The following is a 24,909-nucleotide window of genomic DNA, read 5'->3' as shown; positions in this document are numbered from 1 at the left end:
GTGATCGAAGTCCAGGACTCGGATGTCGCTGATACCGCAGTCGACACAGGGATGAGTCCGCAGGTACTCGGCGATCAGCTGCAGGTTTATCTTGCGCTGAGCCAGCGTGCGTTCACGGATCACTTGCACATGGCGCTCGCGATTGCGTCGGTGGTAGCGGCGCGACGCCTCGCGATTGCACTCACGACAGGTCTCCTGCAACCCGTCCGGCCGTGAACGCTTTCGGTTGAGATCTGCGAGTGGTTTAGACTCTCCACAGGTGCCGCACGTCTTCTGCGTGGGCGTCTGCCCCCGTAGCTCAGAGGCAGAGCAACCGGCTTTTAACCGGTGGGTCGGGATGTCGGAATTCCCCGGGGCACCTCTTGATCCACCACACGTGATCCTCTCCGAGCCAGTAGGAGGAGACTACGCAGTGGCTCCGACACCGCTCCTCCGGGGCCGCTGCATTCTGAATGCGCGTACCCTGGTTCGGTGTCCGCTCTCCATCGCCGTCCGGTTCGCCGGCCCTCCAGCGCCTTCGACAACATCGTCGGGGCGCACGACGCGGTGGAGGCGTCGCGGGTCGCGCATGCGACGGCATCCGCTCTCCTCGCCCGCGCTCGTGCCGACGAGACGGGCGATAGCGCCGCCCGGCTCGTCGCATTCACCGCCGAGCACGGGATCGACGAGATCGCCGAGCTCTGGTCGCACGCGCCGGCACGCTCCCTGCCGGGTGCGCTCTGGCGTCTGCACCTGATCCAGCTGGCGATCCACTCCGATCCGCAGACGGCGGCGCTCCTCTACGAGCGCGGACGTGCCGAGCTGCGATCGGCGGACGAGGTCATCGCGGGGGCGCCGACCCCGGCGAGCCCTGCCGAGCTCGTCACGCTCATTGACACGATCCTGCGCGGGGTCTTCCGCGGCGACTTCGCGGTCGCCCTCGAGCGCGCGGCGGCATTCTGCCGGGTGCAGGCCGCCGGCGCGACGCACGCGGCGGACGACTACGAGGCCACGGAGCCCGAGCGTGCGAGCGCCTTCACCCGGCGTGCCCTGCGCCTGTCGGTCTACGCGGAGGATCTCGCCGCCGCAGCGGCCCTCTGGCGTCGCGACGCGCTGAGTTGAGCTGAGCTGCTGCGGGCAAAGGAAAAGCCGGGCCGCAGAACGCCTCTCGGCGGAAGGCCGCTCGTAGCGGCAGAAGTTGGAGCCCGGGGTTACTGCGGCCCGGCCGAACTAGTGTAACGCGTGCCGGCGCCGGGTATTCCCTGCTCCCTCTAAGCTCGAACCATGACCTGGCGATTCGCGCTGATGATAGACCCGGCACCGGCGGATGCCGCAGACACGGACTTCACCGGAAGCTTCGCCCGGGTGGATGCGACAGCCCCGGCGCTCAGCGTCGGAGAGCTCAGCACCCAGCGCGGTGACGGCGTCTTCGAGTCGATCGGCGTGATCGACGGACACGCCCAGGAGGTGACGCCGCACCTCGAGCGCCTCGCGCACTCCGCGCGGCTGTGCGATCTGCCGGCACCCCAGCCGGAGCAGTGGCGGCAGGCGATCGCTCTCGCCGCGGCCGACTGCCCGCCCGGCGAGGCAGTGATCAAGCTCATCCTCAGCCGGGGCGTGGAGAAGGGGCCGACGCCGACGGCCTGGGTGACGGCGGCTCCGGCATCCGATTTCTCCGCTGCACGTGTCGACGGCGTACGGGTCGTGACCCTCGACCGCGGCCTGGACAGCGGTGCCGCCGAGCGCGCGCCCTGGCTCCTGCTGGGCGCCAAGACGCTCTCGTACGCGGTGAACATGGCCGCGCTCCGCGAGGCACATCGCCGCGGCGCGGACGACGCGATCTTCGTCACCAGCGATGGCTTCGTCCTCGAGGCGCCGACCGCCTCGCTCATCCTGCGGATCGACGGGCGCTTCGTCACGCCCGCTCCGACGGGCGGGATCCTCCACGGCACGACGCAGCTCAGCGTGTACGAGCACCTTGCCGCGCGGGCGAGGAGGCCGGCTATGCGCTGATCCCGGTCTCCGACCTGCAGAGGGCGGATGCCGCGTGGCTGGTCTCCAGCGTCCGTCTGGCCGCCCCGATCACCGCGATCGATGGCGCAGAGGTGCCCGTCGATGCGGCACTGACCGCGGAGCTGAACGCCTACCTGCTGTCGCCGCGCGACTGACAGGCCTGCTGCATCCGTCATCGTGCCGGGGTAGGGGGCAGCGACATCCGTGGCGTTCTCACGTTCCACGGCGAATCTATGATGGTCGGATGACCTCAATCACCAGGAAATCCCTTGCGATCGCGGCGTTCGCCGTCACCGCCGTCTTCGGGCTCGCCGCCTGTTCCTCACCCGCGCCCACCGTCGAGAGCACGCCTCAGAGCTCGCCCGCGGCAGAGGCCGAGCCGGATGGCTCCGCACTGCTGAGCGCCGAGGACTTCGCGGAGCGCATCGCCGCCGCCCAGCTGGCCGCCGGGAGCGCGCAGTTCGAGACCTCGATGCAGATCGAGGGTGAGGACGTCCAGGCGAAGGGCGAGATGGTCTTCAGCGACAACGCCGAGGACTTACTGATGGGCATGACCATGGAGATGCCCGGGCTGGGCGAGATGGAGATGCGCTTCGTCGACGGCCTCGTCTACCTGGGCATGGGCGAGCTGACGGCGGGCAAGTTCATCGAGATCGACCCCGCCAACGCCACCGAGTCGGGAGAGGGCTTCACGGATCTCGCGGACGGCTTCCTCGAGCAGTACGGATCGTTCGACGCCTATGCCGAGGCGCTCAGGGACTTCTCCGTGGCGGATGAGACGGTGACGATCGACGGCGTCGAGACCTACGTCTACACCCTGGTTCTCGACACCGAGAGCATGATGGAGCTGGAAGGCGTCGACATGGATGCGGCGGAGGAAGCCGGCCTGGGCGAGACCGTCGAGTACGAGTTCTACGTAGGCCTGGACGATCTGCCGCGCCGCATCGTGTCCGAGAGCGTCGGCGGCACCGTGACGATGAGCATGAGCGCATGGGGTGAGCCGGTATCGGTCGAGGCTCCCGCTGCGGACGACATCCTGGACGGCTCGCTCTTCGGGTTCTGACCCTGAACGAAAGAGCCCTCCGGCCGCCTCGCTTTCGAGCGGCGGCCGGAGGGCTCTTTCGGCGACTACCCGAAGCGGCCGGAGACGTAGTCCTCGGTGGCCTGCACGGCCGGAGTCGTGAAGATCGTCGTCGTGTCGTCGTATTCGATGAGCTTGCCGGGCTTGCCGGTGCCGGCGATGTTGAAGAAGGCCGTCCGATCGGACACGCGCGAGGCCTGCTGCATGTTGTGCGTGACGATGACGACCGTGAACTCGTTCTTGAGCTCGCCGATGAGCTCTTCGATCGCATAGGTCGAGATGGGGTCCAGCGCCGAGCATGGCTCGTCCATGAGGATGACCTCGGGCTCGACGGCGATCGCCCGGGCGATGCACAGGCGCTGCTGCTGACCGCCCGAGAGGCCCGAACCGGGACGGTCGAGGCGATCCTTGACCTCGTTCCAGAGGTTGGCTCCACCGAGCGCCCGCTCGACGAGGTCGTCGGCATCCGACTTCGAGATCCGGGTGTTGTTGAGCTTGACCCCCGCGAGCACGTTGTCGCGGATCGACATCGTGGGGAAGGGGTTGGGGCGCTGGAACACCATGCCCACCTGGCGGCGGACGAGCACCGGATCGACGCCGGGGCGTAGAGATCCTTGCCGTCCAGCAGCACCTCACCCTGGACGCGGGCGCCCGGGATCACCTCGTGCATGCGGTTGAGGGTGCGCAGGAAGGTCGACTTGCCGCATCCGGAGGGTCCGATGAACGCGGTGACGCTGCGCGGCTGGATCTCCAGGGACACGCCTTCGACGGCGAGGAAGTCGCCGTAGTAGACGTTGAGGTCGTTGACTTCAATGCTCTTGGACATTGCGTTTTCCTTCGGGTGGGGTTCAGGCTCAGCGGCCGGATGTCTTGGGGCGAAGAACTTCGCCACGAGCCGGGCGACGAGGTTGAGCACCATGACGATCAGGATGAGGGTCAGCGCCCCGCCCAGGCGCGCTCGAGCGCGGCTTCGGTGTTGGTTCCCGGGTTCATGAACTGGTTGTAGACGAACACCGGCAGGGTCATCATCTGGTTGGCGAACAGGTTCGTGTTCAGGCTCATCGTGTAGCCGGCCGTCAGCAGCAGGGGCGCCGTCTCGCCGATGACACGGGCGATGGCGAGCATGACGGTCGTGGTGATGCCGGCGATCGAGGTGGGGATGACCACCTTGAGGATCGTCAGCCACTTCGGCACGCCCAGGGCATAGGAGGCCTCGCGCAGCTCGTTCGGCACTATTCGGAGGAGTTCTTCGCTGCCGCGCACGACCACCGGGATCATGAGCACGGTCAGCGCGAGCGCGCCCATGAAGCCCATCGAGATGCCGGGACGGATGATCAGGGCGAAGACCGAGTAGATGAACAGACCGGCCACGATCGACGGGATCCCCGTCATGACGTCCACGAAGAACGTGATCGCGCGGGCGAGTCTGCCGCGACCGTACTCGACGAGGTAGATCGAGGTCATGAGGCCGATCGGCACGGCGATCACCGTCGCGGTGAGGGTGATCAGGAGCGTGCCCCACATGGCGTGCGCGATTCCGCCCCGGCGCCGACGACGTTGCGCATCGAGTGCGTGAAGAACTCCGGATCGAAGCGGGTGATGCCGTTGATCGTCACGGTCCACAGCAGCGAGATCAGCGGCAGCAGCGCGATGAGGAACGCTGTGGAGACGAGCGCGGTCATCAGGCGGTCCACCGCCTTGCGGCGGCTTTCGGCGATCGCCGAGACGACCGTGATCAGCACCATGTAGATGAGGATCCCGACGAAGAGCGCGCCGCCGATGTTGAAGTCGACGAGGTCACGCCCGATCGAGGCGACACCGAAGACGATGATCGAGGTGAGCATCGACGCGCCCAACAGCGCCCAGGGCCCCCACTTGGGAAGGCGACCGGCGGTGAGTCCTGCGGTGGTGGACGGGAGGACCCTCGAGGCCGTGCTCGCGTCCGGAGCGGGTGCGGTGGTGGTCATGTCAGTTCGCTCCCGAGAACTCGGCGCGCCGCGCGACGATCCAGCGCGCGAGCGCATTGACGGCGAAGGTAACGATGAACAGGATCAATCCCGTCGCGATGAGGGTGTTCACGCCCTCGCCGTGCGCCTCGGGGAAGGCCAGGGCGATGTTCGCGGGGATCGGCGTCGGGTTCGTGGAGGTCAGCAGGAGGAAGCTCACCACGGCGGACGGCGAGAGCACCATCGTCACGGCCATCGTCTCGCCCAGAGCGCGACCGAGAGCGAGCATCGCCGCCGAGACCATGCCGCCGCGGGCGAAGGGGAGCACCGCCATGCGCACCATCTCCCAGCGGGTGGCGCCGAGGGCGAGCGCCGCCTCCTCATGGAGGGTCGGTGTCTGCAGGAACACCTCGCGGCTGATCGCGGTCATGATCGGAATGATCATCACCGACAGCACCAGGGCGGCGGTGAGGATCGTGCGACCGGTGGGGGAGACGACCCCGGCGAAGAACGGGATCCAGCCGAGATTCTCGTTCAGCCACGCGTAGACGGGCTGGAGCATGGGTGCCAGCACCAGACCACCCCACAGCCCGTAGACGACGGAGGGGACGGCGGCCAGCAGATCCACCACATAGCCGAGGGCCGAGGCGAGTCGGCGCGGTGCGTAGTGCGAGATGAACAGGGCGATGCCCAGGGCGATCGGCGTGGCGACCACGAGCGCGATGATCGATGCCCACAAGGTGCCGAAGACGAGGGGCCATACATACGGCCAGAAGGACTCGCCGCGCAGAATGTGGTTGTTGGAGGTGTCGGCCTGGAAGGCCGGCATGCTCTGAATGATCAGGAAGACCGCGACTCCGGCCAGGACCAGCAGGATGATCAATCCAGCGCCCAGTGCGGTGCCGCTGAAGACACGGTCGCCCAGACGCTGCTTCGCTCGGATCGGTGCGGGTGGCTCCACGATGGCCTGCGCCGTAGTCTCGTTCATGCTCATGGCTCCTCGGTCCCGACCCGGATCAGGTCGATGGCGGCGAGCACCTTCTCGCGAAGGCCCTCCGAGATGGGGGTGTTGCCGGCGTTGGCCGCCGCGGCGGCCTGCCCCTCGGGGCTGGCCATGTGGGTCATGTAGCTCTTGACGAGCGCTGCGGTGCCGGCATCGGCGTACTGCTGGCATCCGATGAGATAGCTCACGAGGGCGATCGGGTAGGAGCCTGCAGGAGCGGATGCCGGGTCCACGTCGAACACGAGGTCGCCCGCGGCGCGGCCCTCGCGCAGCGGCGAGTTCTCCACGAGTGCGGCGGCGGCTTCGGCGGAGAAGGCGACGAACTCTCCTGCGACCAGCAGTCGTGCCTGACCGAATCCGCTTGCCTGAGAGGCGTCGAGGAAGCCGATCGTGCCGCGGCCGGCGGTGATGACCTGCTTGACACCGGCGATGCCCTGGGCCGACTCGCCCCCGGTGATCGGCCACTTGTCCGTGATGCCGTGCGTCCAGGCATCCGGCGCGGTCAGGGCCAGGTAGCGGGTGAACGTCTCCTGCGTCCCGGAGGGGTCGGAGCGATGCACGGGGCTGATCGCCAGGTCGGGCAGCGCGACCTCGGGGTTGTCGGCTGCGATGGCGGCATCGTTCCAGCGGGTGATGCGGCCGGCGAAGATGCTCGCGAGCGTGTCCGGAGCGAGGTCGAGCGTGTCGATGCCGTCGAGGTGGAAGGCGACCACGACGGGAGAGATGTAGAGGGGGACCTCGACAAGCTCATCGCCGATGCAGGCGCGGAAGCCTCCGGCGGCGATCTCGTCGTCGGTGAAGGCGCGGTCGGAGCCGACGAAGCTGCTCGCTCCGGCCTGGAAGTTCGCGCGGCCGGTACCCGAGCCCGTCGGCTCGTAGTTGACTGTGACGCGCACGTTCGCGGTCTGGAATCCGGCCATCCACGCCTCCTGCGCGGCGACCTGCGAGGAGGCGCCGGTGGCGCTGATCGTGCCGGAGAGGACGGATGCCGCCGGCGGCGCATCGCCGGGACGCTCGTTCAGGGCGCAGCCGGCCAGGAGGAGCGAGCAGACGGCACCGGCGGCGAGGATGCGGGCGACGCGAGTGACCTGCACAGAGGATCCGTTTCGATCGGGAATGGGGACCGGCCCGAAGCGGGCCACACCCAGAAGGTAGGCGGGACGGTTAACGAGAATGATCCGCGCAGGTGAACAGCAGGTGAACGACTCGGGCACGAACGTGCCCCGCCCTGCACCGCCGGGAGGGACCCCCGGAGGCAGGGCGGGGCACGATGTGTGTCCGCCGAGGCGGTGCGTCGTCAGCCGACCTGGATCAGATCGATCGCAGCGAGCGCCTTCTCGCGCAGGCCCTCCGAGATCGGGGCGTTGCCGGCGTTCGCGGCGGCGGCGGCCTGACCCTCCGCGCTGGCCATGAACGCGAAATACTCCTTCACGATCGCGGCGGTGTTCGCGTCCTCGTACTGCTCGCAGGCGATGAGGTAGCTCACCAGGGCGATCGGGTAGGCGCCGGCGGGAGCGGCGGCCGGGTCGACGTCGAAGACGAGGTCACCGGCGCCGCGGCCCTCGCGCAGCGGCGACCCCTCGACGAGGGCGGATGCCGCCTCGGCCGAGTAGGCGACGAACTCGCCCTGGACCTCGATGTGCACCTGGCCGAAGCCGCCGGCCTGGGAGGCGTCGAGGAAGCCGATCGTGCCGACACCGGCGTCGATGACCTGCTTGACGCCTGAGGTGCCCTGTGCGGCCTCGCCGCCCGAGAGCGGCCACTCGTCGCTGGGGTCGTGCTCCCAGACGTCACCGGCGGCCGACTTCAGGTAGGTGGTGAAGGTCTCCTGTGTGCCCGAGGGGTCGGAGCGGTGGACCGGGGTGATGGCGGTGTCCGGCAGGTCGACGTCGGCGTTGTCCTCGGCGATGGCCGGGTCGTTCCACGTCGCGATGTTGCCCGCGAAGATGTTCGCGATGGTCTCGGCGTCGAGGTTGAGGCTCTCGATGCCGTCGAGGTTGAAGGCGACGGCGACCGGCGAGATGTACAGCGGAACCTCGACGATGTCGTCGGTCAGGCACGCGCCGAATCCACCGGCGGCGATCTCATCGTCGTTGAAGGCGCGGTCGGAGCCGATGAAGTTGCTGGCGCCTTCCTGGAAGTTGGTGCGGCCGGTGCCCGAGCCGGTGGGCTCGTAGTTGACCGTCGCGCCGGTGTGGGTGAGCTGGAAGCCGGCCTGCCAGGCCTCCTGGGCAGCTGTCTGAGAGGAGGCGCCGGTGGCGCTGATCGTGCCCGAGAGCGTGGTCTCGTTGGGCTCCTCGGAGGGAACCACGGCTGCGTCACCTTCGTTCGCGGCACAGCCGGCGAGGGCGAGGGAGGCGACGGCGCCGATGGCGGCGACGCGGGCGATGCGGGAGATCTTCACTGTGAATCCGTTTCGATCGGGATGAGGGCCCGGTGCAGGGCTCACAGCGACGTTAGGAGCGGTCGGTGACATGTGGTCGCCGTGCAGGTGAACGGCAGGAGAACGGAGAGCGACGTCCCGGAACCGTCGGTCAGATCTTGGGTTCGTGGGTCTCGATCGCGATGATCCCGGAACCCGGGTTGGTGGCCGACAGATGCACGACGGAGAACCCGGCAGGCTCCAGATCGGCCGCATCGCCGAGGTAGGAGCCGCGGATCGTGCCGGTGGCCAGAGCGATCTCGGTGAGCAGTTCCTGCAGCAGGGGGCGGTGGCTGCAGATCACGGCGGGCTTGCGCACGCGCACCCGCTTTCCGACGACCTTGCGCACATCGGCCTCGCCCGCCTCCCATGCGTCCTGGCTGATCAAGGCCGTCGGAGAGAGTTTGACGCCGAGCGCCTTGGCGAGGGGCTTCACTGTCGCGGTGCAGCGCAGGGCGTCGCTCGTGACGATCTTGCGGACGCCGAAGGCCTCGAGCACGCCGGCGATCGCCTTCGCCTGGTGGCGGCCCTGCGGGGTCAGCGGCCGGGCGGCATCCGCTCCCTTCCACCCGCTGCGCGGCACGGCGCGTGCGTGCCGGAGCACGATGAGGGGGACCGAGTCCAGGGCGCCGTGGTCGACGCGGGCGACGAACTCGTCGAGGATCTCGACGTCGACCGGGTAGCTCAACTGCGACCGTGCCTTCTTCAGGCTCACCCACTCCAGCGCCGCGATCTCGCCGTTGGGCACGAAGGAGGAGGCGCGGATGGCGTCCTCGGTGGCCTCCGCGGCCCAGTAGTGCACGATTTTCTGGCGCTTCGGGCGCATGGAGTAGTGGGAGACCCCGACGGGAACGCCCAGGTGGACGCGGATGCCGGTCTCCTCCTCGACCTCGCGTGCAGCCGTCTGGGCGAGCATCTCGCCCGGGTCGACCTTGCCCTTCGGGAAGGTGACGTCGCGGTACTTCGTTCGATGGATGAGGAGGATGCGCAGCTTCCCCTCGACCCGACGCCAGACCACGGCCCCCGCCGCGTACACCGCGGAATCGCTCATCGTGCCGTCCGGCTCCGCTTGCGGCGTCGGACGTTGTTCATGGTCTCGTCCTGCAGGTCGCGCAGCGGGTCGCCCGCGGCGTCGATCGAGTGCCTGGTCCACACGCCCTCGGCGCCCAGATGCCAGGAGCTCGTCTGGTCGTCCATGGCCAGGTCGAACAGGGTGAGGAGGTCGTCCACATGCTCGGGGGAGGTGACTCGCACGAGCGCCTCGATGCGGCGGTCGAGGTTCCGGTGCATCATGTCGGCGCTGCCGATGTAGACCTGCGGGTCCCCGTCGCCCGCGAAGGCGAAGATGCGCGAGTGCTCGAGATAGCGGCCGAGGATCGAGCGCACCGTTATGTTGTCGCTCACCCCGGGCAGGTCGGCGCGGAGGCTGCAGATCCCGCGCACCCAGATGTCGACCTTGACCCCCGCGGCGCTGGCGCGGTAGAGCGCGTCGATGATCTCCTCGTCGACCATGGAGTTGACCTTGATGCGGATGTGCGCGGGCTTGCCCGCCCTCGCATTCTTGGCCTCCGTGTTGATGAGGCGCACCAGGCCCTTCCGCAGGTGCAGTGGGGCCACGAGCAGTCGCTTGAACTTCTTCTCGATCGCGTAGCCGGACAGCTCGTTGAACAGGCGCGTGAGATCCTTGCCGACCTGGGCGTCGGTCGTGAACAGGCCGAAGTCCTCGTAGATGCGGCTGGTCTTGGGGTTGTAGTTGCCGGTGCCGACGTGGGAGTAGTGGCGCAGCCTCCCGTCCTCCTCGCGGATGACGAGGGCCAGCTTGCAGTGGGTCTTCAGCCCCACGAGCCCGTAGACGACGTGCACACCGGCCTTCTCGAGCTTGCGCGCCCAGACGATGTTGTTCGCCTCGTCGAACCGTGCCTTCACCTCGACGAGGGCGAGCACCTGCTTGCCCGCCTCGGCGGCGTCGATGAGCGCCTGCACGATGGGGCTGTCGCCCGAGGTGCGGTACAGGGTCTGCTTGATCGCCAGGACCTTCGGGTCGCGCGCGGCCTGCTCCAGGAAGGCCTGCACGCTCGTCGCGAAGGACTCGTAGGGTGGTGCACGAGCACGTCCGATTTGCGGATCGCCGCGAAGATGTCGGCCCGCCCGCTGGTCTCCTTGGGCTGGAAGGCGAGTGCCGTCGTGGGCACATGGGGCGCGTACCGCAGGTCGGGGCGGCGCTCGTCGGTGAGCGAGAAGAGCCCGCGCAGATCGAGGGGCCCGGGCAGCCGATAGACCTCCTGGTCGCTGATGTCGAGCTCGGTGATCAGCAGGTCGAGGGTCACGTCGTCCATGTCATCGGTGATCTCCAGGCGGATCGGCGGGCCGAAGCGGCGGCGCAGCAGCTCCGCCTCCAGCGCCTGGATGAGGTTCTCGCTCTCGTCCTCCTCGATCTCGACGTCCTCGTTGCGTGTCAGGCGGAAGGCGTGGTGGTCGAGCACCTCCATTCCGGGGAAGAGGTGGTCGAGGTGGTTGGCGATGAGCTCCTCGAGCCTCAGATACCGGCTGATCTCGCCGGAGCCGGGCACCTCCACGAAACGGGGGAGCATCGGCGGCACCTTGAGGCGCGCGAAGTCCTGCCGGCCCGTGCGGGCGTTGCGGATGCGGATGGCGAGATTCAGCGAGAGGCCGGAGATGTAGGGGAAGGGATGCGCGGGGTCGACCGCGAGCGGCATGAGCACCGGGAAGAGGTGGTCGGCGAAGTACTCGGAGAGTCCGTCGCGCTCGGCGTCGGTGAGGTCGTCCCAGTCGACGATCTCGATGCCGGCATCCGACAGTGCCGGGCGCACGAGGTCGCTCCACGCCCGCGCATGGCGCAGCTGGAGCTCATAGGCGTGCCGGGAGATGTCGGCGAGCACATCGGTCGGTGCCCGGCCGACATTGGTCGGCACGGCAAGACCGGTCACGATGCGGCGCTTGAGGCCGGCCACGCGCACCATGAAGAACTCGTCGAGGTTGCTGGCGAAGATCGCCAGGAAGTTCGCGCGCTCCAGCTCCGGAAGGTTCGGGTCCTCGGCGAGTTCGAGCACCCGCTGGTTGAACGCGAGCCAGCTCAGCTCGCGGTCGAGATAGCGATGGTCGGGCAGCTCCGCATCCGGGGCTTCGAACACCTCGTCGAAGTCGTCGTCTTCGGCATCGCCGAGACCGGCGTCGGCTGCGAGCTGATCATTCATGGCATTCATCTTGGCACCGGAGGGTGACGAGTGCGTGAACTGGTTCCGCTATGACGCGGTCGCGCCCACGGCCTCGTCGTCCTCGTGGACGTTGAATCTGTACCCCACGTTGCGCACGGTGCCGATGATCTGCTCCTGATCGCCGAGCTTGGCGCGCAGACGCCGGACGTGCACGTCGACGGTGCGCGTGCCGCCGAAGTAGTCGTAGCCCCACACCTCGCTCAGCAGCTGCTCGCGGGTGAAGACGCGCGAGGGGTGCGTGGCCAGGAAGTGCAGGAGCTGGAACTCCTTGTAGGTCAGATCCAGCGAGCGGCCGTGGATCTTCGCCGAGTAGGACTGGTCGTCGATCACCAGGCCGGAGGTCTGGACGCGGGTGACCGGCGTGTCGTCGGCGCTGCGGGCGAGGGCGAGTCGGATGCGGGCGTCCGCCTCGGCGGGTCCGGCCGTGGCGAGCACGACGTCGTCGATGTCCCAGTCGCCCGAGACCGCGCTCATGCCGCCTTCGGTGACCACGAGAAGGAGCGGGGAGGTCTGACCGGTCGTGTGCAGCAACTTGCACAGCGATTTCGCGCCGGCGAGGTCGGTGCGCGCGTCGACGAGGACGACATCCGATTCCGGAGCGCTCACCAGCTGCGCGGGCTCTGCAGGGATCTGGCGGACCCGATGGCCGAGCAGTTCCAGGGCGGGCAGGACCGGCTCGCCGGGAGCAGAGGTCAAGACCAGCAGTTGTGCCACAGGAATCCTTCCGGGTGAGGTGGGTCACCCTGCACGGTGGCCGTGCGGTGACGGCGGCCGTGCGCACAATAATAGCGAGCGATCCGCCACGCCGGAGTGCGCCGGATGCCGCGACGCCGTGCGATGGGTCACAATAGGAGCCATGTCCGAGCGTGTGTCTGCGCCCCGAAACGCCTTCATCGGCGTCGTCTCGGTGTGGGTTCTGGCGCTGCTCGTCTCGGTGCTCATCGGCGTCCTGGTCGAGGAGCTCGACCGTGCTCCGTGGCTCGTGCTCGGCTTCGCCGGGATCGTGGTCCTCTCCTTCGCGGTGCAGCTCTGGTACGGCACCGCGATCGGCTTCATCTTCCGGGTCTCCGCGAGCATCCTCGGCGCACTGCTGGTGATGGGGCTGATCTCGGCGGGCTTCGGCCTGGCCGCGCTCCTGCCCGCCTGACGCGCTAGAGTGGACGGCATGGACCTCATCGCGCTCGAACTCTTCTTCACAGGACTGCTCGTGCTCTCGGGCCTCGCGATCGCCTTCGTCTCGGGCGTTGTGCTGCTGAACCTGTTCCGCGGCCAGCGCTGACCGGAGCCTCGTGATCGAGCTGCCGACCGATCTTCCCGCGGATCTCGCGCCACTGGCGTGGCTGATCGGCGTGTGGGAGGGGACCGGCGTCATCGACTATCGGGCCGGCGACCACAACTTCGAGGGCGAGTTCACCCATCGGGTCAGCTTCAGCCATGACGGCGGCCCCTCGCTCAATTACCAGGCGACGGCATGGATCGCAGACGGCGAGGGGGCGGCATCCGTTCCGCTCGTCGCCGAGACCGGGTACTGGCGCGTGGCGCGTCCGGCCACGCCCGCCCAGCCCGGTCCCGCCCTCCTGCCGCCGATGGCGCAGGAGCCCGAGCGCACCGCATCCGATGTCGAGGAGCTGCGCTCCGACAGCGGCGGTTTCCCGATCGAGGTCGCCCTGGCCCACTCCGACGGGATGCTCGAGCTGTATCTGGGCGAGGCGAAGGGCCCTCGGATCGATATCGCCACCGATGCGATCGTGCGCGCCGCCGGCGCCAAGCACTACGGCGCGGCGACCCGGATGTACGGCCTCGTCGACGGCCACCTGCTCTGGGCGTGGGACATCGCCGCACTCGGAGCGGAGCTGCGCTCTCACGCCTCGGCGCGGCTCGCACGCGTCTAGACACAGGAGCACGCATGACCGCATTCGCCGATCGTCCCGGCGCCGTCAGCGACGCCGGAGTCGTCTCGCACTTCGGCGACCCGATGCGCGAGCAGCGCGGCCTCGTCGCGGGCACCGCTGTCGCGCCGCTGGGAGACCGTGCCGTGATCGAGGTGGCGGGGGAGGATCGACGGGGCTGGCTCGACTCGATCACCTCGCAGGCCGTGGCCTCCCTCATACCCGGCGACAGCACCGAGCTGCTGATCCTCGACCCGCAGGGGCGCGTCGAGCATGCCGCGGGGGTCTTCGAGGACGGCGCATCGACCTGGCTGATCACGGATGCCGCGGATGCCGAGGCGCTCGCCGCGTGGCTCTCGCGCATGGTGTTCCGCTCGCGTGTGACCGTGACGGTGCGCCCCGACCTCACCGCGGTAGGCTTCTTCGCCGGAGGCGAGGCCGAACAGGCGGGGTCGGCATCCGCCATCTCTCCCGCCGGAGTTCCGGTGGTGTGGGCCGATCCCTGGCAGCGCGTGCAGCCGGGCGGGCATCAGTACTCGGTCGTCGCGGAGCATCCGGCCGACGACTACACCTGGCGGGTGGCTCTGGTGGATGCGGCAGGCCTCCAGGGACTCGCCGCGATCGATGCGGCGGGCACTCTGGCCGCCGAAGCGCTGCGCGTCGTCGCCTGGCGGCCGCGCTGGGCCGGCGAGGTCGACGAGCGTTCCCTGCCGCACGAGAGCGACTGGATCCGCAGTGCCGTGCACCTGAGCAAGGGCTGCTACCGCGGGCAGGAGACCGTCGCCAAGGTGCACAACCTCGGGCATCCCCCGCGGCGCCTGGTCGCGCTGCATCTGGACGGCAGCGTCGACATCCTCCCCGAGCGGGGGGCGCCGGTCTTCGCCGGCGACAGCGAGGTCGGGCACATCACGACCGCGGCGCGCCACTACGAGGACGGGCCGATCGCGCTGGCGATCCTGTCGCGTCGTGCGCCCGAGGGCGACCTCGTCGTGCACGCGGGGGAGACCCGCATCGCCGCGGCGCAGCAGGTCATCGTGCCCTCGGATGCCGGTGCCACCGCGAACGTCCCGCGCCTGACCCGGCTGTCACGTCGCCCGCTGGCATCCGACGGCTCTCGCTAAGCTGAAGCCATGACAACCCGCACCCTCATCCTCCTCCGCCACGGCCAGAGCGAGTGGAACGAGCTCAACCTCTTCACCGGCTGGGTCGATGTCCGGCTGACCGAGCAGGGCAAGGCCGAGGCCCGTCGCGGCGGCGAGCTGCTCGCCGAGGCCGAGCTCCTGCCCGATGTGCTGCACACCTCGCTTCTGAGCCGTGCGATACAGACGGCGAACATCGCCCTGTCCGCCGCCGACCGCCTGTGGATCCCCGTGGTGCGCTCCTGGCGGCTCAACGAGCGCCACTACGGCGCGCTGCAGGGCAAGGACAAGGCCCAGACCCTGGAGGAGTTCGGCCCCGAGCAGTTCCAGCTGTGGCGCCGCTCCTTCGACGTGCCGCCGCCTCCGCTCGACGACGACAGCGAGTTCAGCCAGGTCGGCGACCCTCGCTACGACGGCATCGACGGCGAGGTGCCCCGCACCGAGTCGCTCAAGCTCGTCATCGACCGCCTGCTGCCCTACTGGGAGGAGGCGATCGTCCCCGATCTCGTCGCGGGCAAGACGGTGCTCGTCACCGCGCACGGCAACTCGCTGCGCGGGCTCGTCAAGCACCTCGAGGGCATCAGCGACGAGGCGATCGCCGAGTTGAACATCCCCACCGGCATCCCGCTGGTCTACGAGCTCGACGAGAACAACGCCCCCACCGGTCCCGGCCGCTACCTCGACCCCGAGGCCGCCGCCGCCGGTGCCGCCGCGGTCGCCGCGCAGGGCAAGCACTGAGAGCCGACACGCGAAAAGGACGGCGGATGCAGCTGGCATCCGCCGTCCTTTCGTCGTTGCGTGTGAGTCAGCTCTCTTCGGTCAGCCCGATCGCCAGGTCGATCGTGTCGGTGTCGGCCGTCCAGTCGCCCGTGGCGAGGTAGACGACCTTCTTCGCGACGGCCACGGCGTGGTCGGCGAAGCGCTCGTGATAGCGGCTCGCGAGCGTCGCATCGACCGTCTGCTCGGCCTCGCCGCGCCACTTGTCGCTGAGGAGCTTCTCGAAGACCTTCGCGTGCAGCTCGTCGACATCGTCGTCCGCGTTGCGGATCTCGTCGGCGATGCGCAGATCCTGGGTGCGCAGCAGGTCGCTGAGTCGGCGGGCGATCTCGACGTCCAGCTCACCCATCCGCACGAAGGTGCCCTTGAGCCCCTTGGGAATCGCGCGCTCCGGAAAACGCAGCCGGGCGAGCTGGGCGATGTGTTCGGCCATGTCGCCCATGCGCTCGAGGGAAGCGCTCACCCGAAGGGCGAAGACGACGATGCGCAGGTCGCGGGCGACCGGCTGCTGCCGGGCGAGGATCTCGATGGCCTGCTCGTCCAGGAGCACGGCGAGCTCATCGATCTTGGTGTCGTCGCTGATGACTTCCTCGGCGAGCGAGACGTCGCTCTCCGCGAAGGCGCGGGTCGCCTTGTCGATGGCGATGGTGACGAGGTCGGCGATCTCGACGAGCTGGCTCTGGAGCTGCTCGAGGGACTGGTGGAAGACTTCGCGCATGTGCGAGCGCAACCTTTCTGCGTGTCAGGCGGGTGTCCGCGCGCGGGGGCCCGGATGGTCCGCGCCGGGCTCTTCGGAGATTGTCATCGCCGAAGGTTAACGGCTGGTGCCCGGTACGTGAATAGTAGACCTCGTGCTTTGGCAACCGCGGGAAACGGGTCTGGAGTCCGGCGAACTCGCCCTACGCTGTAGGCATGGACACGACGCAGATCGCGCTCCTCTCGCTCGCGCTAGGAGTGCTCGTCGGCGCCGGGATGTCACTGATCACCTATTGGTCCTACCGCATGCGTGCACAGGCCGAGGAGGAGCAGTCCGCCGCGATCCCGCCCGGCATCACCGCCGTCCTCGGGAGCATGGAGGATGCGGCCTGCGTCGTCGACGCATCCAATCTCGTACTGGCGACCTCGGCCGCCGCTGAACGATACGGAGTGTCCCCGGATGCCGTCCTCGACAACCCCGAGCTTCGCCAGCTCATCCGCTCAGCTCGTCTCAGCGAGACCCCGCGGACCGATACGCTCAGGATCACTCGCGGAGGGTTGAGCCTGGACCCGCGTCTGGTCACTGCCCGGGCGAGCGCGCTGAGCGCGCGACTCATGCTGCTGGTGATCCGCGATGTCACCGAGCAGGAGAGGCTCGAGCAGATGCGCACCGATTTCGTGGCCAACACCAGCCACGAGCTCAAGACCCCCGTCGGAGCGGTCAGTCTGCTGGCCGAGGCGATCGAGTCCGCCGCCGACGATCCCGAGCAGGTGCGCAAGTTCGCCGCGCGGCTGTCGGCTGAGGCCGGGCGACTCGGGCGTCTGACCGGACGGATCCTCAGCCTTTCGCGCCTGCAGGCGGCGGTCGGCGTCGCCGAGTTCGAGGCGGTCGCGATCGACGAGGTCGTCGCGGCATCCGTCGAGGCGCATCAGGTCGAGGCGGACTCGGCGGGCGTCGATCTCGTCCGCGGCGGGGATCGCGCGGTCTGGGTCACCGGCGAGACGCAGATCCTCGTGGAGGCGGTCAGCAACCTCATCGCGAACGCGATCGCCTACTCCCCGCGCGGAGCGCGCGTCGCCGTGGCCGCGAAGGTCGTCGACGACGTCGTGGAGATCTCTGTCTCCGACCAGGGGATCGGCATCGCCGAGGCGGATCGGGAGCGCATCTTCGAGCGCTTCTATCGTGCCGACGAAGCGCGTTCGCGGCGCACCGGCGGCACCGGCCTTGGCCTCTCGATCGTCAAGCACGCGACTCAGCGTCACGGCGGGGAGGTGCGGCTGTGGTCGAGGCCCGGGCACGGCTCGACATTCACGATCCGCCTCCCGCGGATCGACGCCCCTGTCCTGGACGAACCGGGCAAGAAGAAGAAAAAGAAGAAGAGGCGCACCGAAAAGACTGCCAAGGCGGCCAAGAACACCGCCGGCGTCCGTGCGCGCAAGGGAGTACACGAATGACCCGCATCCTTCTCGTCGAGGATGAACCCGACCTCGCCGATCCGCTCGCCTATCTGCTGCGGCGGGAGGGCTACGACGTCGAGATCGCCGAGGACGGCCCGACCGCCCTCGCCGCCTTCCGCGACCGCGGCGCGGACGTCGTGCTGCTGGACCTCATGCTTCCCGGAATGAGCGGGACCGAGGTCTGCCGGCAGATCCGGTCGAGCTCGACGGTGCCGATCATCATGCTCACGGCCAAGGACTCCGAGGTGGACATCGTCGTGGGGCTCGAGCTCGGCGCCGACGACTACATCACCAAGCCCTACTCCTCGCGCGAGCTGCTCGCCCGGATGCGGGCCGTGCTGCGCCGTGCGGTGCCCGAGGACGAGGACCTCGACGACCGGGTGCTCGACGGCGGGCGGGTCGTCCTGGACATCGACCGGCATACGGTCACGGTCGCGGGCACGCCCATCAACATGCCGCTGAAGGAGTTCGAGCTCCTGGAGATGCTCATGCGCAACGCCGGACGCGTGCTCACACGCGGACAGCTCATCGACCGCGTGTGGGGGAGCGACTACTTCGGCGACACCAAGACCCTCGATGTGCACATCAAGCGCATCCGCTCCCGCATCGAGGAGAACCCCAGCGAGCCCAAGGTGCTCATCACCGTGCGTGGGCTGGGGTATCGCTTCGACGAGAACTGAACCGCAGACGACGAACGCCCCCGCAGGAAGCGGGGGCGTTCGTCATGGAGGAGCAGAAGATCAGGGAGCGAGGTCGCTGTAGTACTCGAGCGTGCCGTCGAGCACGGGGATCTCGGTCGGGAAGGCCGACTCGGCGCCGGACTGGAAGTACACCGTCACGGTGCTGCCCGGGACCGCGGAGAAGCCGTCGATCGGCAGCGGGTCGGTGTTGCCGCCGAAGCTGATGCGCTCACCCGCCGGCACGTTCACGCGCAGAGGGGCGAGCCCGTCGACCTCGATCGAGAGGAGCTCCGCGGAGTCGCCGTTGTTGACGAGGACCGCGACGAAGTTGCCGGCGGTTCCGTCTTCGTTGGTGATGATCATCGCGTTGCGCACGTCGACAGGGCCGTCGTCATGGACGTTCACGCCGTCGGAGGCCGAGTACACGAGCGTGGTCGACTGCGGCGTGATGAACGTGCATCCCGTAGCGCCGACGAGAACGAGAGCGCTGAGGGCAACGGATGCGACAAGGCGCGATTTCACGGATCCTCCTGGGTGCCGACGGGATGTCCGCCTCCATTCTACGGGTACGCGGCGGCATCCGAATCCCGGGTGCGGGAGCGCGGGCGCGAACCTTAGCGCAAGTTCGCCTGTGGTATCCTAGAGGTTGCCGAAAGGACACGATTTTATGCTTTTTGAGGTTGGCGAGACGGTCGTTTACCCCCACCACGGAGCCGCGACGATCATCGAGGTCAAGGATCGAGTCATCAAGGGCGAGACCAAGAAATACCTCAAGCTGAACGTCACCCAGGGAGATCTCGTCATCGAGGTCCCCGCCGAGAACGTCGACCTCGTCGGCGTGCGTGACGTCATCGGCAAGGAGGGTCTCGACCAGGTCTTCGAGGTGCTGCGCGCACCGTTCACCGAAGAGCCCACGAACTGGTCCCGCCGCTACAAGGCGAACCTCGAGAAGCTCGCCTCGGGCGATGTGATCAAGGTCAGCGAGGTCGTCCGCGACCTGTGGCGTCGCGATCAGGACCGCGGCCTGTCGGCCGGGGAGAAGCGGATGCTCGCCAAGGCCCGCCAGATCCTCACGTCGGAGCTGGCTCTGGCCGAGAAGGTCGACGAGGAGAAGGCCGCCGCCCTCCTCGATGAGGTTCTCGCTTCTTGACGCGCGACGGATCAATGCTGCGCAGCAGCGTTGATGCGGCGAGGGTCAAGGTTGAGCGAGCACGCCCGCAGGGCGCGCGAGTCGAAACCTCCTCCCTCGCTGCGCAGCAGCGTTGATGCGCGCCGGCTCAAGGTTGAGCGAGGATGCGCGTAGCGCACCCGAGTCGAAACCTCTCTCCCAGCGCGGCAACGTCCCTCGTGCGCGATAACGTGAGTCCGTGACTCTCCTTCCTCTGCCCCGCACGGCGATCATCGTCGTCGCCGCCGGTTCCGGCACGCGCCTGGCCGCGGGCGCGCCCAAAGCCTTCGTCGGCATCGACGAGCACTCCGTCCTGCGCCATGCGCTGGATGCGGTGTTCGCCGCGGCGCCGGCACAGGTCGTCGTCGTCGCGCCTCCGGGATATGAGGGCGAGGCCGAGACCGAGCTGCGCGAAGCCGCGGGGGACCGCGCCGCACTGGGGCGCGTCGTCACTGGCGGCGCCACCCGTCAGCAGTCCGTCGCCGCCGGGCTCGCCGCGCTCTGGGCGGATGTGACGACCGTGCTCGTGCACGATGCGGCGCGCGCTCTCACGCCGTCGGCTCAGATCGATGCCGTATCGGATGCCGTGACCGCCGCAGAGGGCGTCATCCCCGCGCTCGCGGTGGTCGACACCCTCAAGCGTGTGGCCGGGTCGGACGTCACCGAGGCCGTCGACCGGTCGGAGCTCGTCGCGGCGCAGACCCCGCAGGGCTTCCCCCGAGGGCTGCTCGAACGCGCCTATGCGCAGGCTGCGGCATCCGGTGCGGAGTACACCGACGATGCCGCGCTGTTCGCCGCCGCGGGGTTCCGGGTGCGGCACATCCCGGGATCTGCCTCGGCCTTCAAGATCACCATGCCCGCCGACCTGGAGCGCGCGCAGCGTCTGCTGCATCCGGCTCCTCCCGCACCGCGGGTCGGCCTGGGGACCGACGTGCACGCCTTCGGGGTGAGGGCCACCTGTGGCTCGCTGGCCTCGACTGGCCGGGGAGCCGGCGCTGTCCGGCCACTCCGACGGCGACGCGGTCGCCCACGCGATCGTCGACGCGCTGCTGGCGGCGGCCGGGCTGGGCGACATCGGCGAGCACTTCGGCGTGGACCGACCCGAGTTCGCCGGGGCCCACGCCGATGTCTTCCTCGCCCACACGCGCAGCCTGGTCGACGCCGCCGGCTTCACGATCGGGAACGTCTCGGTGCAGTTCCAGGGCAACCGGCCGCGCTTCGCGCCGCGTCGGGTCGAGGCGCAGAGCGTGCTCTCGCGGGCGCTGGGCGGCGCACCCGTGTCGGTGTCGGCCACGACGACCGATGGTCTGGGGCTCGCCGGTCGCGGCGAGGGGATCTCGGCGACGGCGGTGGCCCTGCTGCAGCCCGCGGCTGACCGGCGGCGCGTGTCAGAGCGCGCGCGTCATGAAGACGGATGCCGGGTCGGGTCGGTACGGCGGGAACGCGGGACAGTCCGTGAAGCCTTCGCTCGCGTAGAGGCGCCGGGCGGGGAGGAAGGCGTCCTGCGCTCCCGTCTCCAGCCAGACCGAGGTGAGACCCCACGCCTGCGCCTGCGCGATGAGGTGGCGCAGCAGCGCGCGTCCGACGCCCGTGCCGCGGAAGCGATCGTCGACGCGCATGGACTTGAGCTCGCCGCGCCCGTCGCCGAGATCCCTGAGGGCGCCGATCCCGGCGAGCTCGTCCCCGTGCCACGCCGACCAGAAGGTGATGCTGTCGTCGCGGAGCCCGTCGAGATCCAGCACATGGCAGCTCTCCTCGGGGAGCCCTCGCGCATTCCCCGCACGTGGGCGTCGATGAGCGCGCGGGTCGCGTCGCTGCTCAGATCGTCTTCGCGGAACTCGAGAGCCGTCGTACCCGTGGTCATGGTCACGATGCTAGCCAGGCCATGTGTCGCGGAGATGTCATCACGCCTCCACGGCGAAGGGTCGCGGGTCGCGGCCCGACCGCGAACCCCAGGCCAGCAGGGTCAGGCCGCCCGCGAGCACGAGGAGGCCCGCGACCGCCAGCGCCGAGAGCTGCTCGCCGAGGACGAGAACCCCAGCAGTGCCGCGGTGAGGGGTTCGGCCAGGGTCAGCGTCGCCGCCGTCGCGGCGGTGAGCCCGCTCAGCCCCCAGGTGAACATCGCGTAGGCGGCGGTGATCGTGGCCAGGCCGAGCCAGAGGACGACGGTCACGCCGAGCGGGGAGGCCGCCCAGCCCAGGTGCAGGAACGGCAGGGAGACGAGCGCGGGCACCGCGGAGGTGATGCCCATGGCGCCGACGACCGTGAACGGATCCCAGCCGTCGTCGAGAAGACGTCGCTGCGCGTTCGCGATGATCGCGAAGGTCCCGCCGGCGCCCAGGGAGCCGAGCAGCCCCAGCGGGTCGGCCCCGGTCGCCTCGCCGCCGCCGAGCGCGAGGAGCGCGACGCCGGCGGTGGCCAGAGCCGTGGCCCCCATCCAGACCAGCGTGGGCCGGCGGCGTCGCACGGCCCACTCCAGCAGTCCCGCCATGATCGGTGCGGAGCCGAGGGCGACGACCGTGCCCACCGCGACGCCGTTGCGCTCGGTGCCGAAGAAGAACAGCGGCTGGTAGGCCCACAGACTCGCTCCCGTGGCTGCCATGAGCAGCGCGGAGCGGGCATCGAGCCGGCGACGGGGTGGCGCGGCATCCGTTCGCCGTCGGCGTCGCCCGGCGAGGAGGAACGCGAGCACGCCCAGCACCGTGCCGCCGATGGCCAGGCGCACGGCGCCCACCGAGAAGGGCGTTGTGCCTTCGGGGCCGAGAGCCTGACTCGTCCCGGTGGTCCCGAACAGCACGGCGGCGAGGAGGACCGCGATCACATAGCGCACGCCCTCCATTCTGGCGTCGATGCGCTCATCTCCTGCACCCGGCGACGGAGGGGCAGCGCCCGCCGCCGTGTGTCGCGGTGCAGCACCTGCTGGTGGTACGACTCATCCGCGATCCGGCACATGATTCGGGCAGGGAGCCCGGAGTAGGCTGGTGCAGTGACGATCCGGCTCCATGACACCCGCGCACAGGCGCTGCGCGACTTCGTTCCGCTCGACCCCTCGAACGTGACGATGTACGTGTGCGGACCCACCGTGCAGTCGGGGCCGCACATCGGTCACGTCCGCGCGGCGCTCAGCTTCGACCTGCTGCGGCGCTGGCTCGAGCATCGTTTCGGACGCGTCACCTTCGTGCGCAACGTCACCGACATCGACGACAAGGTGCTCCTGAACGCCACGGACAAGGAGCCCTGGTGGGCGCTCGCGTACCGCACGGAGCAGGAGTTCACCGCGGCGTATTCCGCTGTCGGCATCCTTCCGCCGACGTATGAGCCGCGGGCGACCGCCTCCGTCCCGCAGATGCACGAGCTGATCGAGACGCTCGTCGAGCGTGGGCACGCCTACGTGGCGGACGACGACTCCGGTGACGTGTACTTCAACGTGCGCTCGTGGCCCGAGTACGGCACGCTCACCCGGCAGAGCGTCGGCGCGATGGAGCCGGCCACCGACGCCGATCCGCGCGGCAAGCGCAACCCGCAGGACTTCGCGCTCTGGAAGGGCGCCAAGGCCGACGAGCCGGCGGATGCCGTGTGGAACTCGCCCTGGGGGCCCGGGCGTCCCGGCTGGCACATCGAGTGCTCGGCGATGGCGAAGCGCTATCTGGGCGCTGCCTTCGACATCCACGGAGGCGGCCTCGACCTGCGCTTCCCGCACCACGAGAACGAACTGGCGCAGTCCACCGCAGCCGGCGACGGCTTCGCGCAGTACTGGGTGCACAACGGCCTCGTGAACGTCGAGGGCCAGAAGATGTCGAAGTCGCTGGGCAACTACCTCCTCGCCGCCGACGTGCTGGCGGACCGCGAGCCGCTCGTCGTCCGCTACGCGCTCGCCGCGGCGCATTACCGCTCCAGCCTCGACCTGTCGCCCGCGAGCTTCGATGAGGCGGAGGCGGCGCTGGACCGCATCCGTTCCTTCCAGGAGCGTGCGATGCGCGCGGTGGGCGACGGCCTTGCCGGACAGGACCTTCCCGAGGCGTTCGCGACGGCGCTGGACGACGACCTCGGCGTGCCGCAGGCGTTGGCCGTTCTGCATGAGACCGTGCGGGCCGGTAACGCGGCGCTCGATCGTGGAGACGCGGATGCGGTGGCGGAAGCACTGCGCGCGGTGGTGTCGATGACGGAGCTGCTGGGGATCAACCCGATGTCGGCGCAGTGGAGTGCCGGAGGCGGCGGGCGGCGGCATCCGCGCTCGACGCACTGGTGCAGGAGATGATCGCCCAGCGCGCACAGGCGCGGGCAGACAAGGATTGGGCGGGTGCCGATCGCATCCGCGACGCGATCGCCGCCGCGGGATCGTGCTGGAAGATTCCGCAGACGGAACACATTGGAGTTTGAGTGATGGCTAAGCCAGGGCGCCCGGCGCGAGCAAGGGCAACAAGAAGGGCCCCACCAAGGGCACGGGCGGCAAGAACAAGCGTTCTCTCGAGGGGCGCGGCCCCACGCCGAAAGCGGAGGACCGCGCCTGGCACCCCGCGGGCAAGCGCAAGGCCGCCCAGGAGCGGTATGCCGCCGCGGGCGGCAAGGGCAAGTCCAGCGGCTCGTCGCGGGGCGGAGGTTCCGGGCGTGCGCCCAAGGCGAAGTCCGGCGACGACACCGAGAACGTGACCGGTCGCAACAGCGTGCTCGAGGCGCTGCGCGCGAAGATCCCGCGACCGCCCTCTACATCGCCCAGCGCGTGGAGATGGACGATCGCGTCAAGGAGATGCTGTCGATCGCGACTCACCGCGAGATCCCGGTGATGGAGGTCACCCGCCCCGAGTTGGACCGCATGGCCGGGTTCGACGGCGTGCACCAGGGCGTCGCGCTCAAGGTTCCGCCCTACGAGTACGCGCACCCGCAGGATCTGCTCGAGAAGGTGATCGATCGCGGCGAGCTGCCGCTGTTCGTCGCGCTCGACGGCGTCACCGACCCCGCAACCTCGGCGCGATCATCCGTTCGACCGCCGCCTTCGGCGGGCACGGCGTCATCCTGCCGCAGCGCCGCTCGGCGGGCGTCAACTCCGCCGCGTGGAAGACGAGCGCCGGAGCCGCTGCGCGCATCCCGGTCGCCCTCGCGTCGAACCTCACCACGCAGCTGAAGGAGTTCAAGAAGCAGGGCGTCTTCGTGCTCGGCCTCGACGGTGGCGGCGATGTCGATCTGCCGGCGCTGGAGCTGGCCGATCGCCCGCTCGTGATCGTCGTGGGTTCCGAGGGCAAGGGGCTCTCGCGTCTGGTCACCGAGACCTGCGACCAGATCGTGTCGATCCCGATCTCCGCGGCGACCGAATCGCTGAACGCCGGCATCGCGACATCCGTCGCCCTGTATCAGGTGGCGACGCTGCGCGCCGAGCAGTTGCCGCGGGAATGAAATCGCGCGTGGCCGCGCTGGTACCGGAGAA

The 24,909-nt window shown here is 69.1% G+C and carries 19 protein-coding genes, 1 tRNA gene and 7 pseudogenes; 15 read left to right on the top strand and 12 right to left on the bottom strand.

Going from position 1 to position 24,909, the window contains the following annotated elements; all coding sequences use genetic code 11:
- The 5 genes and pseudogenes from KAE78_RS02770 to KAE78_RS02750 all read left to right on the top strand — a co-directional run bounded on the left by KAE78_RS02770 (window position 1) and on the right by KAE78_RS02750 (window position 3,055).
- Complete coding sequence (locus KAE78_RS02770; RefSeq protein WP_223171685.1) at window positions 1–216, top strand: hypothetical protein; 216 nt, start codon at window positions 1–3, stop codon at window positions 214–216.
- A 70-nt stretch (window positions 217–286) separates the two neighbouring features.
- Window positions 287–359: transfer RNA gene (locus KAE78_RS02765), tRNA-Lys, on the top strand.
- Between the two features lie 112 nt (window positions 360–471).
- Window positions 472–1,101: a DNA-directed RNA polymerase subunit beta gene (locus KAE78_RS02760; protein WP_223171684.1), complete on the top strand. Its 630-nt coding sequence runs from the start codon at window positions 472–474 to the stop codon at window positions 1,099–1,101.
- A gap of 162 nt (window positions 1,102–1,263) precedes the next feature.
- Window positions 1,264–2,147, top strand: a pseudogene (locus tag KAE78_RS02755) (aminodeoxychorismate lyase).
- A gap of 89 nt (window positions 2,148–2,236) precedes the next feature.
- Window positions 2,237–3,055 carry a hypothetical protein gene (locus KAE78_RS02750; protein WP_223171683.1) on the top strand — a complete coding sequence of 273 codons (819 nt, stop codon included), beginning with the start codon at window positions 2,237–2,239 and terminating at the stop codon, window positions 3,053–3,055.
- 65 nt (window positions 3,056–3,120) lie between these two features.
- On the opposite strand, the pseudogene KAE78_RS02745 reads toward KAE78_RS02750, so the two are convergent.
- The 8 genes and pseudogenes from KAE78_RS02745 to KAE78_RS02710 form a co-directional block, all read right to left on the bottom strand.
- A pseudogene (locus KAE78_RS02745) lies at window positions 3,121–3,833 on the bottom strand (phosphate ABC transporter ATP-binding protein).
- Window positions 3,834–3,941: 108 nt separating this feature from the next.
- A pseudogene (gene pstA / locus KAE78_RS02740) lies at window positions 3,942–5,040 on the bottom strand (phosphate ABC transporter permease PstA); the annotation flags it as partial.
- Window position 5,041: 1 nt separating this feature from the next.
- Window positions 5,042–6,007 carry a phosphate ABC transporter permease subunit PstC gene (gene pstC, locus KAE78_RS02735; RefSeq protein ID WP_223172377.1) on the bottom strand — a complete coding sequence of 322 codons (966 nt, stop codon included), beginning with the start codon at window positions 6,005–6,007 and terminating at the stop codon, window positions 5,042–5,044.
- A 2-nt stretch (window positions 6,008–6,009) separates the two neighbouring features.
- Window positions 6,010–7,116 carry a phosphate ABC transporter substrate-binding protein PstS gene (locus tag KAE78_RS02730; RefSeq protein ID WP_223171681.1) on the bottom strand — a complete coding sequence of 369 codons (1,107 nt, stop codon included), beginning with the start codon at window positions 7,114–7,116 and terminating at the stop codon, window positions 6,010–6,012.
- A gap of 203 nt (window positions 7,117–7,319) precedes the next feature.
- On the bottom strand, window positions 7,320–8,426 hold the full coding sequence (locus KAE78_RS02725; RefSeq protein ID WP_223171679.1) for a phosphate ABC transporter substrate-binding protein PstS: 1,107 nt from the start codon (window positions 8,424–8,426) through the stop codon (window positions 7,320–7,322).
- Window positions 8,427–8,556: 130 nt separating this feature from the next.
- Window positions 8,557–9,495: an NUDIX hydrolase gene (locus KAE78_RS02720; protein ID WP_223171677.1), complete on the bottom strand. Its 939-nt coding sequence runs from the start codon at window positions 9,493–9,495 to the stop codon at window positions 8,557–8,559.
- Window positions 9,492–11,659 (bottom strand): annotated as a pseudogene (locus KAE78_RS02715) (RNA degradosome polyphosphate kinase). Before KAE78_RS02715 ends, KAE78_RS02720 begins: the two are co-directional and overlap by 4 nt.
- Before the next feature lie 48 nt (window positions 11,660–11,707).
- Entirely contained in the window at window positions 11,708–12,394 is a 687-nt protein-coding gene (locus KAE78_RS02710) for a winged-helix domain-containing protein (protein ID WP_223171675.1), read from the bottom strand.
- 142 nt (window positions 12,395–12,536) lie between these two features.
- Between KAE78_RS02710 and KAE78_RS02705 the strand changes: the two genes are divergently transcribed.
- From KAE78_RS02705 to KAE78_RS02690, 4 genes are all read left to right on the top strand, one after another.
- On the top strand, window positions 12,537–12,827 hold the full coding sequence (locus KAE78_RS02705) for a hypothetical protein (RefSeq protein WP_223171673.1): 291 nt from the start codon (window positions 12,537–12,539) through the stop codon (window positions 12,825–12,827).
- Window positions 12,828–12,969: 142 nt separating this feature from the next.
- Window positions 12,970–13,572, top strand: coding sequence for an FABP family protein (locus tag KAE78_RS02700; RefSeq protein ID WP_223171666.1), 603 nt, complete (start codon window positions 12,970–12,972; stop codon window positions 13,570–13,572).
- Window positions 13,573–13,586: 14 nt separating this feature from the next.
- Window positions 13,587–14,690, top strand: coding sequence for a YgfZ/GcvT domain-containing protein (locus tag KAE78_RS02695; protein ID WP_223171660.1), 1,104 nt, complete (start codon window positions 13,587–13,589; stop codon window positions 14,688–14,690).
- A gap of 9 nt (window positions 14,691–14,699) precedes the next feature.
- On the top strand, window positions 14,700–15,446 hold the full coding sequence (locus KAE78_RS02690; protein WP_223171658.1) for a phosphoglyceromutase: 747 nt from the start codon (window positions 14,700–14,702) through the stop codon (window positions 15,444–15,446).
- 67 nt (window positions 15,447–15,513) lie between these two features.
- Here the strand turns inward: KAE78_RS02690 and phoU are convergent, their stop codons facing one another.
- Window positions 15,514–16,203 (bottom strand): phosphate signaling complex protein PhoU, encoded by a 690-nt coding sequence (gene phoU / locus KAE78_RS02685; RefSeq protein ID WP_223171657.1) that lies wholly within the window; start codon window positions 16,201–16,203, stop codon window positions 15,514–15,516.
- Between the two features lie 194 nt (window positions 16,204–16,397).
- Between phoU and KAE78_RS02680 the strand changes: the two genes are divergently transcribed.
- Both KAE78_RS02680 and KAE78_RS02675 read left to right on the top strand, forming a co-directional pair.
- Entirely contained in the window at window positions 16,398–17,636 is a 1,239-nt protein-coding gene (locus tag KAE78_RS02680) for a sensor histidine kinase (protein ID WP_223171656.1), read from the top strand.
- Complete coding sequence (locus tag KAE78_RS02675) at window positions 17,633–18,319, top strand: response regulator transcription factor (protein WP_223171654.1); 687 nt, start codon at window positions 17,633–17,635, stop codon at window positions 18,317–18,319. The genes KAE78_RS02680 and KAE78_RS02675 overlap by 4 nt, the downstream gene beginning before the upstream one ends.
- 60 nt (window positions 18,320–18,379) lie before the next feature.
- On the opposite strand, the gene KAE78_RS02670 is transcribed toward KAE78_RS02675, so the two are convergent.
- Window positions 18,380–18,841, bottom strand: a complete 462-nt coding sequence (locus KAE78_RS02670) for a DNA modification methylase (protein WP_223171653.1) — start codon at window positions 18,839–18,841, stop codon at window positions 18,380–18,382.
- Window positions 18,842–18,986: 145 nt separating this feature from the next.
- On the opposite strand from KAE78_RS02670, the gene KAE78_RS02665 reads away from it, so the two are divergent.
- Together KAE78_RS02665 and ispD are read left to right on the top strand one after the other, a co-directional pair.
- Entirely contained in the window at window positions 18,987–19,469 is a 483-nt protein-coding gene (locus tag KAE78_RS02665; protein WP_223171652.1) for a CarD family transcriptional regulator, read from the top strand.
- Window positions 19,470–19,686: 217 nt separating this feature from the next.
- A pseudogene (ispD, locus tag KAE78_RS02660) lies at window positions 19,687–20,851 on the top strand (2-C-methyl-D-erythritol 4-phosphate cytidylyltransferase); the annotation flags it as partial.
- A gap of 24 nt (window positions 20,852–20,875) precedes the next feature.
- On the opposite strand, the gene KAE78_RS02655 reads toward ispD, so the two are convergent.
- On the bottom strand, window positions 20,876–21,229 hold the full coding sequence (locus tag KAE78_RS02655) for a GNAT family N-acetyltransferase (protein WP_223172376.1): 354 nt from the start codon (window positions 21,227–21,229) through the stop codon (window positions 20,876–20,878).
- Between the two features lie 224 nt (window positions 21,230–21,453).
- Entirely contained in the window at window positions 21,454–22,326 is an 873-nt protein-coding gene (locus tag KAE78_RS02650; protein ID WP_223171651.1) for a DMT family transporter, read from the bottom strand.
- 147 nt (window positions 22,327–22,473) lie between these two features.
- On the opposite strand from KAE78_RS02650, the pseudogene cysS reads away from it, so the two are divergent.
- Both cysS and rlmB read left to right on the top strand, forming a co-directional pair.
- Window positions 22,474–23,878, top strand: a pseudogene (cysS, locus tag KAE78_RS02645) (cysteine--tRNA ligase).
- Window positions 23,871–24,878 (top strand): annotated as a pseudogene (rlmB, locus tag KAE78_RS02640) (23S rRNA (guanosine(2251)-2'-O)-methyltransferase RlmB). Before cysS ends, rlmB begins: the two co-directional pseudogenes overlap by 8 nt.
- The last annotated feature ends 31 nt before the right edge of the window (window positions 24,879–24,909 follow it).

Origin of the sequence: Microbacterium sp. NIBRBAC000506063, assembly GCF_017968845.1 — a bacterium.
Classification (GTDB): domain Bacteria; phylum Actinomycetota; class Actinomycetes; order Actinomycetales; family Microbacteriaceae; genus Microbacterium.
Note: the sequence above shows the minus strand (reverse complement) of the source record. Positions and strands in the feature narration are given on the sequence as shown.

Excerpts from the sequence above, each read along its gene's own strand:
- KAE78_RS02695 (WP_223171660.1), top strand. The coding sequence starts at position 13,587 with ATGACCGCATTCGCCGATCGTCCCGGCGCCGTCAGCGACGCCGGAGTC.
- KAE78_RS02750 (WP_223171683.1), top strand. The coding sequence starts at position 2,237 with ATGACCTCAATCACCAGGAAATCCCTTGCGATCGCGGCGTTCGCCGTC.
- KAE78_RS02650 (WP_223171651.1), bottom strand. The coding sequence starts at position 22,326 with ATGGAGGGCGTGCGCTATGTGATCGCGGTCCTCCTCGCCGCCGTGCTG.
- phoU (WP_223171657.1), bottom strand. The coding sequence starts at position 16,203 with ATGCGCGAAGTCTTCCACCAGTCCCTCGAGCAGCTCCAGAGCCAGCTC.
- KAE78_RS02680 (WP_223171656.1), top strand. The coding sequence starts at position 16,398 with ATGGACACGACGCAGATCGCGCTCCTCTCGCTCGCGCTAGGAGTGCTC.
- pstC (WP_223172377.1), bottom strand. The coding sequence starts at position 6,007 with ATGAACGAGACTACGGCGCAGGCCATCGTGGAGCCACCCGCACCGATC.
- KAE78_RS02690 (WP_223171658.1), top strand. The coding sequence starts at position 14,700 with ATGACAACCCGCACCCTCATCCTCCTCCGCCACGGCCAGAGCGAGTGG.
- KAE78_RS02720 (WP_223171677.1), bottom strand. The coding sequence starts at position 9,495 with ATGAGCGATTCCGCGGTGTACGCGGCGGGGGCCGTGGTCTGGCGTCGG.
- KAE78_RS02665 (WP_223171652.1), top strand. The coding sequence starts at position 18,987 with ATGCTTTTTGAGGTTGGCGAGACGGTCGTTTACCCCCACCACGGAGCC.
- KAE78_RS02705 (WP_223171673.1), top strand. The coding sequence starts at position 12,537 with ATGTCCGAGCGTGTGTCTGCGCCCCGAAACGCCTTCATCGGCGTCGTC.
- KAE78_RS02675 (WP_223171654.1), top strand. The coding sequence starts at position 17,633 with ATGACCCGCATCCTTCTCGTCGAGGATGAACCCGACCTCGCCGATCCG.